The organism is uncultured Desulfovibrio sp. (genome assembly GCF_902477725.1).
Classification (GTDB): domain Bacteria; phylum Desulfobacterota; class Desulfovibrionia; order Desulfovibrionales; family Desulfovibrionaceae; genus Desulfovibrio.
In genome coordinates, this window is sequence record NZ_CABSIF010000008.1 from 14,014 (window position 1) to 26,501 (window position 12,488).

Consider the following 12,488-nt stretch of genomic DNA (forward strand, 5'->3'; position numbering starts at 1 on the left):
ATCAGGCCGTCCTCCCTGTCCAGTGGAGGATGGACGCGCTGCCGCCCTTGTCCTGTTCCACACGCACCGGCGCGAGCACAAAGCCAGCCTGACGCGCCTGCTCAAGGTTGTGCGTGACCATGACCACTGTGATGCTTAACTGGCGCGCCAACTCCGCAAAAAGCCGCAGCACGTTGGCCGCATGACCAGGATCAAGCGCAGCAGTTGGTTCGTCCGCCAGCACGACCGATGGCCCGTGCGCCAGCGCCGAAGCTATGGCGACCCGCTGGCGTTCGCCCACGGAGAGCGTTGCCGGGTAATGCCCCAGCAAGTGCCCGATGCCTAGCCGATCAACCACGATTGTGATGGCCTCCTGCCGCGTGGCAAGGGTGCCAAGGCTCTTGCAGCGTAGCACGATATTTTCGCGCGCGCTCAAAAAAGGCAGCAGGCCGCCTGTTTGCAGCACATAGCCAAGATAGTGCAGACGCAGCAGGGCCAGAGCATCGGTGCCGCCACTGCGCCACGCGGCCAGAATATCCGTGGTGGCACCAGCCTGCGGGCTGAACATAAAACTGGCGGCGGCACTGGCGGGATGGGGCAGGTCGTCTTGCCGTGACCCCACGGGATTGTGCGGCAGGGCAAAGCCCTCGGGCGTCATATCCGGGCTGAGGGCGCAGGCCAGCATATCCAGTGCCGTGCTTTTGCCGCAACCGCTGGGGCCAACCAGAGCCAGCAGACTGCCACGCGGCACGTCAAGCTGCTCTATGCGCAGGCGAAAGCCTTCGTCACCGGGACGGGTTTTGCCAATATTGCGCAGGCTGAAAACCATGTCGGACATTAAAACTCCCAGCATTGCGGCGTGCCGCAGGCTTTTGCTGTTGCCGGTTTCCTGACCCATTGCCGTGCCCGTTGGGGCAAAAATTGTGAGAAATTGTGTTCCCTGCCAGGGAAGGGGCCTATTTATCAAGGACGTGTACGCTGTTGCTACTCGACCTGAATAAAAAAGCATCCTGACGCGGGCAGGGGACAAAAAGCCCTAGGGCAGCATGCTCAGCGGCACACGATAAACCCAGTCGCCGGGGTTGGGCTGACCGAAGCTTTCCCAGTTGGCGCGGTCGCGGTCATATTCCTCATACCGGGCAAGCCGGGATTTGAGGCGGTTGATAAAGGCCGTCTGTTCGCCCACGCTCATGCGGTACCAGTCTTCCTCGCGCAGCAGCATGACGTCGCTCTTGTAGGGCAGGCCGTCCAGAAATTCGGAAAGCACGCCAAGCTCGGCCAGATTCTTGCCCTGCGTGGGCATGTTGGGGTCGCGGGCCATGCGGGTGGAAGCAGAAAGCACACCCTGGAAAAAGTCGCGCGCGTCAGTCTTTTTGGTGCGCTCGGCATTGTCGATAATGGCCTTGAGCTGGGCGCTCAGATCGTTGAGCTGGTTCTTGGTCAGCAGCACTGCCACGTCAACACTGGGAGTCTGCCTGCTTTTGGCAAGCTGGCTCAGATCCATGTCTGCAATCCAGGAGTTAACCACGGAAGGCGCGGCGTTTTCACGCGTCTTGCCAAGGTATTCAAGCTGCATGGCATAGCCGAGGGTCGCTGCCAGATTGGCGGCCTGATCCTCCGCCGAGGCAGTCTGCGGCTTCTCGTCCTTGGGCTTGGTCATGATTTTGCCTTCGGCGGTGTTCTTGACCATATCGAGCATGCCAGTTGCCAGAGTCTTGGTGATGGCGGCAAACTGCTCCGCACCCTTGGCAGGCGTGGGGGCAGACACCACCAGATAGTTGGAACGGTTGCCCGAAAGCTTGCTCAGCGCGCGGTAGCTCTGCTCCGCATAGGCGTGGTTGGCGTTGCCGCCGGGGCTTTTGAGGTGCAGGGCGGTAATCCAGATGCCCTTCTGGCGGGCAAAATCGTTGACTTCGCTTGGGCCCATTGCCACCGAGGCAAACTTGTCGCCGCTTTTGAGCGGGCCTGCATCGGTAATCAGCAGGATCAGGCGCGAGGAATAGTCGCTCCAGTTCAGACCTTCAACGGCCTTGTACACGCCAGCCAGCGAATCCTCGTTGAAATCGTGGCTGGAAACCTTGGCTTCCTGTACTTTTGAAAGCTTTTCTTCAAGGCTTTTGCGGTCTTTTGCCGTGGCAAAATCGCTCACAACTTCGGTGGTGTATTCCAGACCGGGCGTAGCCTTGGTGCTGCTACGAAAGGCCACAACGGCAAAGCCCACGTTGTCGGTCATGTGATCTTTTTCAATCTTGTCGTATATCTGCCGAACCACATTCAGGCTCTGGTCGATATAGGGCTTCATGGAAATGGTGGTGTCGATGACAAGGGCAATGCCGGTCTTGGGCGGGCCGTTCTTGCCGTCCTTGTTCTTGCCGTTGCCTGGGTCGATGGAGGCCACCCGCAGAAACTTGACGCCGTCAAAGGGGTCTTTCATGTCCAGTATGGGCATGAGATAAAAGCGCTTTTCAGACACTGCGCCCTGCGCGTCCGTCGGTTCGCTGGCAAGGATGGGCATGGTTTCCGGTGCGGGCTGGTTGCTCTGGCGCAGGCTTGCGGCCTGTGCTTCAAGAGCATCGAGCCTTTTTTCCATGTCTGGTGCGGCGCAAAGTTCGTTCAGGCCTGTTTCCGTCTTGAAAAACAGCACAGGATCGCGCCCGGTGCGGGGCGTGAACAGCAGGGTGAGCGACTGGTTCCAGTCCGTAGCCTTGGCGACCTCCATCCAGCCCTCGGGCTGCGCGGTGGAAGCGCCAACCTGAAGGTACGCGTCCTTGCGGTCATAGACGTACATAACCGTAAAGGGCACCACGCTTTTGCGCACCACGGCGCCATCGGCCTTTGGCTCGGCCAGCAGGGCCGCGCCGGGATGGCTGACCACCCGCTGGAACAGCGTTTTTTTACCCTGCTGCAACAGGGGCGCGGCAGAAGAGGTGGAAACAGTGCCAGCAAGGCAGACGCCAAGGCCCAGCACCAGCAGGGCTACAAGGCAGCAACGGCGAAACATGGGCATGCAATGCATAGTGAACTCCTCGCGGAATACAGCAATTCTAGGTCAAACTGCTCGGGGGCCGCGTTTATTGCCAGTTTTGCAGCAGGGAGCGCGCCTCGGCATCACCCTTGGCCTCAAGGGCGCGGGCGTGTTCTTTCAGCGTGTCCAGTGCCGCCTTGGCCTGAGGCTGGCCCTTTTGCAGGGCCTGCTCATACCAGCGCTTGGCCTGCGTGAGGTCGGCGGGGATGCTGCCGCGCGGCAGGGTGCTGGCAGGGTCGTAAAACTGACCCACAAGGAACATGGCTTCGGCATCGCCTTTCTGCGCGGCATCTTCCAGCAGCAAGAATGCGGCATCGCTTTCTTCCGGCTTGGCGTCGGCCTTGCGCAATGGCTTTGCCATGGCAAGGCTCACGTCGGGCAATGCCTGCCCGCGCAACTGCTCACGCGCCGAGGCAAGCGGAGAAAGCGGCTGCTTGGCGGCATCCGCTCCTTGCTGCCCGGCATCTGCTGGCTTGGGCTGCGCCTGATCCGGGTTTTGGGGCTTGTCCGCATTCTGCGTCTGCTCAGGAGGCGTGGGCAGGGGGGCCTTTTCCGGCTCGCGCAGCAAGAACCACCACGCGGCCACGCCTGCGGCAATGGCTGCAAGCACCAGCAGGATCACAAGCCCGGCCTTGCCGCCGGATTTGCCTTCCTCCTTGCTTGCCATTTCAAGCGGAGCTTCGTGTTGCTGGGGCGCTTGCGGCTCCTCAAAAGCCAGAGGCGGCTCCGGCGATTCCAGCACTGGTTCCGGCTCCGGTTCGGGAGCAGGCTGCACGACAGGCGGGGGAGTTTGCGGAGCGCCAGCGCCCATGCCATGCCCGCCCGCAATGTTGGAATATATGAGCGATTTTACGGCAAGGGCGCAGCTGCCCACGCCGCGCAGGCTGATGCGGTAGGCATCGAGGTTGTCCACTTCGTCCACCACCGCAGGGCCGACCGCCAGCCGCAGGCTGCCGCCGTCATTGTCCCAGGCCTCGGGGGTGAGCAGGGTTTCGCTCTCCTGCCAGCCACGGGGGCCAAGACATTTGCCGTCAGATGCCCGCAGCAGGGTAAAGCCGGGTTCACTCACATCGCCTGCGTCAAAAATCTCGATGATTCCGTTGCCGGGGCCGCGCCCGGTATCGGCTGAAATGCTGGCGCGCATGATTTATCCTTTGAACGCCTGCAAAAGTTCGCGCAGGCGGTTGTTCTGTTCGGGGTTGACGCTCTGCTGGCCGTCAAAATCCACATTGGCCATAACGCTGTAGGCCATGGCGCGCAGCCAGTCGGTATACCACAGGCGGTCATAGGGCGATTCTTCCTCGCCGATGCGGGGTTCGCCCTTGATTTCCTGCGGTGGGTTAAACAGGGGCACGCTTTTGCCGCCAACAACAACGGTGCGCCGCGTCTGATCCTTGAAGCGTGGGTCAAAGCCCCACCAGTCCACAAAGGCGTTGATGGCGTCCGCAGCAAGGCTCACCTGCTTCCACATGAGGCGCTCGCGGGCCATGTTGCTGAATGCCGATGAGCGGCGCAGCTCAGCCTCCAGATTTTCGCGCAGCTTGCAGCGCGCTGCGGCCTGCACTAGCTCGTGACAGAACTGGTCAAGTTCCTTGGCTGGCAGGCCAAGCTGGCCCCTGACTTCCACATCGTTGCAGAGGTCGCGCAGCCGCCCTGTCCAGTGATCCATGACCATTCCGGCAAAGACCTGGGCGCTGTCCTTTACTTCTGCATCAACGGCGTCTGCCGCTGGCGCGGCCACGGGAGCGTCGTCGCCAAAGATGTCGCCCAGAATGTCGTTGGCGGAAACGCGCGCGCCCACAACCTGCGCAGGCGCTGCGGTCTGGCCTTCATCCGGGCTTTGGCGGGCGTTGAGACAGATTTCGTACAGGTCAAAATCGCGCACCTGAAGGCGGCGCAAAAATTCGCCGAACAGTTGCTTTTCCGCAACCTTGGCCATCTGCGAAACCAGCAGGCGCGTGAGTTGCTCCTTTTGCCTGCGCAGTTCTTCCCTGTCGTCCGTGCGGTAGAAGGGCGCAAGCCCGGTGCGCAGGCGCTCGCATTTTTCAACAAGGCTGCCGCTGATCTGCTGCCGCTTGAGTTCGGGGTTGCACAGGGGCCTCAGGCTCTGACGCAGCAGGCCAACGCCGCCGTCGTTGAGCGTCATGGCCGCCTGCCAGGCCCGTTCCGGGTCAGCAACATGTTTCTGCACCAGTGGCGATTGCATGAAGGACTGACGCACCTCTTCCACAAAGGCCTGCTGTTCCTGCCGGATGCCGGTTTCACGCCTGTCGGCGTAATCAAAAATGGCCTCGCACAAAAAGTTGGGATTGCGCAGCAAAAAGACATTGTTGAAGGGGTGCGTGCCGTCCCAGTTTTGCGGCCAGTCGTGCACCTGACCGAAAAAGTTCACCAGCGAGGATTCCAGCCGGGTTGTCCAGCGGGTTTCCACAGAGGGCGATCCGGCCTTTTTTTCAAACTCCATGTCCATCTTGGTAAGCACAAAAAAGAGCGCTGGCGCTTTGCTGGCACGCATTTCCGGTGTTTCGCCGTGGGTGGAGCATATCCATTCATACACGGCCTGCGGCAGATCCTGCACCTCCTGGGTGCTGGGTCCGATGCAGAGCAGCATGCTGGTGAGTTCTTTTTCTTCGCGATAGCGCTCAAAGAGGTAAGCCACCTTGCCGCGCAGAAAGAGTTCCTTGAGCATGTCCTTGCGGCTGTCCAGCGCGGCGCGCAGATCGCTGAACTTGTAGCGCGCGCGGTAGCCGGGGAAGTCCAGCAGGTCGGTGTGGTCAAAGAAATCATCCGGCTTTTCACGCATGTAGATGGTGATTTCGGCCGTAAGGGCCGTCACCAGCGCGCGCGGCAGGTCAGCCTTGCGGCCCTCCGCGCCCACAAGGGTCAGCATGTCTGCGAGCGGCTCGTTGAGGCCCTGCAACCGCGCCACGTCAATAATACTGTTGCTGCGGGGTATGAGCGCGTCAATGGCGCAACATGCCTCGGCAGCGTTGCCAAGCTGGCGTAGAGCCGCGCCAAGCTGTATATACACTGCCTGAAATTCAGGCACGCTGTCCCAGATCAGGCCCACAAGGCGGGCGCGGTCTTCCAGCTCCAGACGGGGGGCCAGTTCCATGGCCCGCACCCAGTAACCGTTCTGGAGCATCTGCACTCTGGGGCGCGAAATGAAGTTTTTATTCACATAATCGCGCAGCTCTTCCACATCGTCCAAACTCATGCCGCCGGGCACGGGCGCAGACTGGGCGCGGCCCTGAAGGCTCTCCAGCTCCTTGGCGAGGGCTTCGGCATTGGGTGCGTCCTTGTGGTCGCAGTCCGCATAGTACGTATTGGCGAGCACCCGGGCCACGTCAGTTTCTGAAAGCAGACGCAGACGGATGGGGTAGGCCTCGGTAATACCCTCAGGCGGCGTGGTGGTAAAACGCGTGACCAGCCCCGTGGATTCCTTGCCGCCCTCTGGGTTGATATCCTTGATAAAATTGAAGGTTTGACCGCAAAAATCGGCCAGAAGCACCTTGTCCGCATCACTGGCAAGGGCCGAGATAAGGTAGGACTTGCCCGACTGGCTGGGGCCAAACACGCCTACGCACATCTTGCGGCGGGCCGCCTGCTCGCACTTGCCGAAAAAGCGGGCCGCATGGCGCAGATCCTTTTGCAGGGCCGCGCGTTCGTTGCCCACAAGCTCGGCATTGTCCTGAAGCCATGCCCCTGCGGAACGCGAAGTTTCCGCCAGTTCGCGGCAGTGCCGCGCTAAATCCATATCCTGCTGCTGCATAACCATCCTCAATTATCCGGCGTCGGTGACAATGCCCGTATCCAGCCAGTAGCCTTCGTCCAGTTTCAGGGTTTGCAGGCGGATTTCAAGATCGCGGCGGTCAACGCTGCGCTCCTGGCAATCCACGATGGAATCAATGCGGAACTCGCCTTCGCTGCGGCGATCCTTGTCCGTCTCGCTGCGGATATCTTCCTCATCCAGGGCATCGGCAACGCTCAGGCTGACCTCAACCCGGTAGGGAAGACGGCCCGAAGCGCGGGAGCGGGCTTCCTCCGTGGCAAAGGTCAGCAGATGGTAGCGGGTAGTGGGCCAGCGCTCTGCATCCAGCTGCCTGTAGCCGATGGAAAGCGGCCCGCTGAAGGCCACGGCCCGGGTTTTGTCCGTGCCGTCCTTGCTGTCCACATCCACGGTAAACCAGACCTTGGGGCGCTTGAGCTGGCTGTTAATATCCATCTCGCCGATATAGCGCGCGGTGGACGTAAGCTTGAGCGCGCCGGAATCAAAGGAGAATCCTTCCAGATGCCCGTCGGCCAGCGCACAGAGGATGGCCCCCACCACAACCGTGGTTTTGGGGTCGGTAATGCGGCCCTGCGCATCGGCAAAGGGATACCACGAGCCAGCGTGATAGCGCCGCATGGGAATGATCCTGTCTGGCGGCACGGGCAGCTTGGCAAGCACTGTGGCGATAACGCCGTTCCACGAACTGGGCCGCCCGGTGAGCAGCAGCACATCGCAATCGTACATGTGCACCACTTCGCACAGGGCGGAAAGCGTTGAGCCAAGCGTGCTGCGGATGGTTTCTTCCACTGCGGCCTGATTGACGCTGATGGGCACATCAAGAATGTTGAAGTTCTGGATGAAGGATGCGGAACGCCGCACTATTGCCTTTACATCCCGCAGGGTTGCAGGCTGAGGACGTGGCGCGAGGACTGCCGGGCTGATCCGGGGCGAATCCGCTGCAGACTTTGCCGCAGCTGGTGCGGCATCCGCCGCCGTGTCTGCCGCAGCATCAGCCGTTTCTCCGCTGCCCACAGGGTCAGGCTCAAAAAAGTCGCCCAGCGTGCAGTTAAAGACACTGCCGCGCAGGTCGGGATTTTCGCAGGTTGCCAGCAGCCCGAGGGCAACGGGCACGGCTATCTGCCGCACCAGACGCAGACGGGTGTTTCGGTCTTCCTGCGACATGCCGATGGAATCGCGCCCAAAAAGCTGCCCCAGAAGCGAGCGCGGCTCTGCAAGTCCCTCGCGGGCCAGAGCCTGGCCAATGGCCGGAATCACATGGTTGGCCACCACTTCGCGCAGCACTTCATCGCCCGCAATGTTGAAGCCGTCCCTGAATTCCGTATGCGGCTTGATGCGCGCGGTGTCGCCCTCGCCGCTGGCAAGCTCGAAGGTGGTGATGGAAAGGTCGGTTGTGCCGCCGCCAATATCAATGGAAGCCATGCGGATGCACGGATGGTTACCGCAGGCCTCGCGCGGCTTGCCCATGAGTCGGAAAAGATGATGCGCGTCGCCATGCTGTTTGACGGCAAGCTCGTTGTAGAGCAGCACAAGCTGCGAGCAACTGGCTTCGTCCCAGTCGCAGCGCACCTGCGGGCTTTGGCGGTAATCGCCCGTAAGGCTGCGGGTTTGCAGGCGGGGCGTATACCACTGGCTCCAGCCCAGTGCATCCCACACCACACGCACGGCCCACGTGACCCAGCGGCGAAAAATACGTTTTTCCGCAACGGGCATGGCCGTAGGCACCGTAAAAATGAGCCTTCTGAGCCTGCGGGGCAGGTTGGGCAGTTCACGGCGCGCGCGCGTGGCTGGCGAATTGATGGTCACAAGGGCCTGAGTCAGGATTTCGCCCAGCATGAAGAGCATGAGCGACGAGCGCGTAAACAGCGATTCAAAAATCGGCTCAGGCTGTTGCTTTTGCAGGGCGGGACTTTTTTTGAACATGGGGTCGTCAAAGCACGAAAGCGGCGTGCCCTGCGGGTTCAACTGGCGCGGAAACAGCCCCCGGCTGACCATGGGTTCTGACTTGCCGCCAGTGTTGTAGCGCCAGCTCTGCTGCCATGGGCGCTCGTCCCACAGGTAACGCTTGGGGCTGGACATGCCTGTCGTGCCCTCGGCGCACACGGCCTGCGTGGCGAGGCGGGCGGCTTCCGGCCCGATGCGAACGGCAGAAGGCCAGGCAAAGGCCGGAGTCTGGCGGCCCGAGCGGCGCGAAAGCGCATCATTGCCAAAGGCCGCATCCGCAAATTCCACACGCGTTTCAAAGGGGTCGGAATAGATGTGCTCCGGCTGGCTCAGATCGCGCAGTTCAAGCAGGTAACTGTCGTTGAGGTTGGTAATGCGTTGGGGCAGGGTTTCCACCAAGATGCCCGTGGTACGCGAATTGCCGATATCCAGCACCAGATCCACATCCACCGGGGTATCGCGGTCAGGATTGATGACCTGTGCCGCCAGATCGTTGAGCGCAAGGCGCACCACGTCAAGCCAGGTGAGGTAGGAGGCCAGATGCTCCAGCACATAGGGGTAGCCATCGTGCCATGCGCCGCGCCCACGGTGTTGCGACTGCTTCCACGCATCGTAGAGGCCGTGGAGCCATTCATCCACCCATGCCGCGTTGAGAAACCACGAATTGTCGCGCACGAGGTGGGCCAGCATAAAATGCCCGTGGGCCGTCACATCCTGCGGCGAAAGCGCATGGTACTGTTCGCCCTGAGCGGGTCGGTCTTCCACATTGGTGTCAAACATGAGCACAACGCGAAGCAGACTGTCATCCCTGTCGGAGCGCATAACCCGCGCCCTCGCCCAGTTGGAAGGGCCGCATTCAAAGCGCTTGCCGCCGTCCGGCCAGGGCTGGTCGAGCGTGCGCAAAAAGGGAATGGGCAGCCAGTGGCCTTCCCATGCATCCAGCGCGCGGCGGGCTTCGATGCTGTAGTCCTCATCGCAGGGCAGGCCGCTCAACTGGTCGATAAAGCCGTTTTCCGTTTCTGTCAGACAGCGCAGATAGTGGGTGTAGCGCGTCTGCTCGTCGGATTCTTTCTTTTTTTCTTCGCGAAAATACCGCCGCAGTCTTTTGACGGCATCTTCGGGCATGGAGAAATCAAGAAACTGCGGGCAGCCGCCGGGAATAATGCTGACCGGCGAAAGGTAACGGGGTATGGCATCCATCATTATTTCCTTTTGAAACGGGCATCCCACTTGAGATTGGCCCCGCCAAGCTCTCTGCCCTTGCACTGGGTGGTGTTTTCCTGTCCGGTACATTCAACCTTTTGCGGAACATAGGTGCCGCCACGCGGGCAACGGGCCTGACTGGAATCAAACTGCAACTGGTTGCCCTGAAACCGCGCCGAGGCCGAACCGCTGCATACCTGACCATTGCGTTCGCGCACAAGGCGGCGGCCCTTGCCGCTTTTGTCAAAGCAGTATTCTGCAATGATCGGCTCGTTGGAGGGGTGCGAATACAGGCCGGTTTCGCTTGTCCAGCAGCCCTCAAGAAAAGTCAGATCGTTCTTTTTGGCCGCGTCTTCAGGAATGGTAAGGTTGTCATTCTTCTTGGGCGCGGGTTTGGGCGGCTCCTGCGGCTTTGGTTCTTCCTTGGGCAGGGGCTTGGGTTCCTGTTTGGGTTCAGGCTTTGGCTTGGGCTTGGGAGCTTCCGCCACCTTGGGCGGCTCTACAGGCGTTTCGCCAAGGAAGGGTTCCACCACTTCAGGGTCGGGCTTGGGCTCTTCCTTCTTTTCCTCAACCTTGGGGGGCGTTGGCGTTACCGGAGGCGCAACAGGCTTGCACAGGGCCGCACGCTCCTGCAACTGACGCCACAGGAGGGCAAGCTGATCTTCGTTGGCGGCGGCTTTCTGTTTTTCGGCCTCCAGAGCGCTGCGGTCAACGGGCATGCAGCCCGAAGGCAGAGGAGAAGGCAAAAGCCCCAGCGCCGCGCCCAAAAGCCAGAGCAGGAGCAGCAAGAGCAGGAGTGGCAACAGCCACGGCAGGCAACCGCTGCGCGGCGGCACAGCCACGGGAACAGCAGCTACAGGCGCGGGCGGCGGGGGAGGCGGCAGCACGCCGCCAAGCCGGGTGAGGTCCTGCGGTTGCGCGCCCACGCTGCCAGGGGCAAAACCCCAGTTAATGAGAACAGGGCGGCCATCCACAGACCAGATGTCTTCGTCCGCCGGGTGTTGCAGGGCAAGCCGCAGCAACTGGCCCGAAAGGGCCTGCCGCGCCTGCGCGTCAGCTGTGAGGTCGCTGGACAACCCGGCAATATCGGAAGCCAGCGTGCCCGCACGGGCGCGCAGAGCCTGAGCATCCTGCTCGGAAAGTTCCGCAAGGGGAACCGCCGGGCCATTGCCTTCGGCATACCAGTCCACGCTGTTGCCCTCGGCATTATGCTGCGGTTCGGCAAGCAGGGCGGCATGATCCGGCCCAAGCTTTTGCAGCAGGATTGATTTCAGCTGTTCATAGCAGTCGGTGGCAAAGATGCCCTGGCTGGCAAGCGCGCGCATCTGACCGCGCAGACTGACCGCAATGCGGGTACTCATGGCTTGCCTCCGGCGGATTCACTGCTCTGGGCCATAGTTACGGGAACGCCCGCCGAGCGCAAAAACGCTGCCAGGCTCGTGCTGACAATGGCGAGGCTGGATTGTCTGTAGGAGGCATCGTCCAGTTTGATAAAGGTGTTGATGCCCACCACATCGCCCTTGTCGTTGACAAGCGGCCCGCCGCTGTTGCCTTGCGAGACTGTGGCCGTGTGCACAATAAGCGGCGGCTTGCGCTCAAGAATAACGCTCACAACGCCCTCGGTGTACACCACTTCGGGGGCGGCGGCTTCATCGCCCTTGAGCAGGGCCGCAAATTTTGGATCATCAGTGGTGACGGCGCCGGGGAAGCCCCAGGCGCTCACGCGTTCGGTGCGGCTCACGCTCGGCGCAAACTTGAGCGGCACAACACCCGATGCGCCGTTTACGCCAAGCACGGCAAAATCCTGCCCGTTGTTGTGAGTTACCTGACGCACAGTTGCCTCAAAGGGTCTGCCCAGGGCTTTGTTCACAACGACTGCCTGCGCGGCGTTACCCACCACATGGGCATTGGTAACCACGTAGCCCGGGGCCACAAAAAAACCGGAACCCATGGAAAGGCCTTCTTCCCGCATGGCCAGCACAAGCACTGTGCCCTGTTCCATCAGCTCGGAAACATTTTTGGGCGTCTGCTGCTGCATGGGCGTGGGCGGAACCTGCGTTTTGGCGTCTGCCGTGGGCGGCAGGGTGGCTGCATCCGCGCGGGCAGAGTTTGAACTCGCAGCTCCGGAGCCTGAACCCAAAGGAGGCCACATGACACCCGCAGGCGGGGTGACAAGCCCAAGCCCCTGCTTTACTTCGCAAGGGTCCTTGGCAAGCAGGGCGCGCAATTGCTGCATAAACGTTTCAAGCGCCGCGTTGTGCTCGCGCCACTGCTCTGTCTGAGCGGCAACAGCAGCCTTGGAAGCCTCGGCCTGCTGCCATTCTTTCCAGAACAGCCATGCGGTCAGCAGCAAAAGCCCCAGAAACAGCAGCACACCCCAGAAAAAAGGGCGGCGATACCAGGGCAGGACAACCGCAGCAGGTGCGACACCTTCGGCAGGAGCGGCGCTTGGCGGTGTTTCATGCGGTACAGGGTGTTGGCTTTCGTTCATCTATGGCTCCGCGCGGTATATGCGGCGCAGTAAAAAGCCGCGCAACCGCCATAGAA

Annotated in this window: 7 protein-coding genes; all 7 read right to left on the reverse strand. The window is 61.2% G+C overall.

The features are described from left to right. Position 1: 1 nt before the first annotated feature. Positions 2 to 817 (reverse strand): ABC transporter ATP-binding protein, encoded by an 816-nt coding sequence (locus RDK48_RS08790; protein ID WP_298993772.1) that lies wholly within the window; start codon positions 815 to 817, stop codon positions 2 to 4. Positions 818 to 1,015: 198 nt separating this feature from the next. After that, positions 1,016 to 2,995 (reverse strand): vWA domain-containing protein, encoded by a 1,980-nt coding sequence (locus RDK48_RS08795; RefSeq protein WP_298993769.1) that lies wholly within the window; start codon positions 2,993 to 2,995, stop codon positions 1,016 to 1,018. 55 nt (positions 2,996 to 3,050) lie between these two features. Then, on the reverse strand, positions 3,051 to 4,148 hold the full coding sequence (locus tag RDK48_RS08800) for a sel1 repeat family protein (RefSeq protein ID WP_298993767.1): 1,098 nt from the start codon (positions 4,146 to 4,148) through the stop codon (positions 3,051 to 3,053). Between the two features lie 3 nt (positions 4,149 to 4,151). Beyond that, a complete protein-coding gene (locus RDK48_RS08805; RefSeq protein ID WP_298993764.1) occupies positions 4,152 to 6,761 on the reverse strand; it encodes a virulence factor SrfC family protein in 2,610 nt (869 codons plus the stop codon). A 27-nt stretch (positions 6,762 to 6,788) separates the two neighbouring features. Then, positions 6,789 to 9,938, reverse strand: coding sequence for a virulence factor SrfB (locus tag RDK48_RS08810; RefSeq protein ID WP_298993762.1), 3,150 nt, complete (start codon positions 9,936 to 9,938; stop codon positions 6,789 to 6,791). A 2-nt stretch (positions 9,939 to 9,940) separates the two neighbouring features. Then, on the reverse strand, positions 9,941 to 11,302 hold the full coding sequence (locus RDK48_RS08815; RefSeq protein WP_298993760.1) for an SrfA family protein: 1,362 nt from the start codon (positions 11,300 to 11,302) through the stop codon (positions 9,941 to 9,943). Continuing rightward, positions 11,299 to 12,432 (reverse strand): S1C family serine protease, encoded by a 1,134-nt coding sequence (locus RDK48_RS08820; RefSeq protein ID WP_298993758.1) that lies wholly within the window; start codon positions 12,430 to 12,432, stop codon positions 11,299 to 11,301. The genes RDK48_RS08815 and RDK48_RS08820 overlap by 4 nt, the downstream gene beginning before the upstream one ends. Positions 12,433 to 12,488 lie beyond the last annotated feature (56 nt).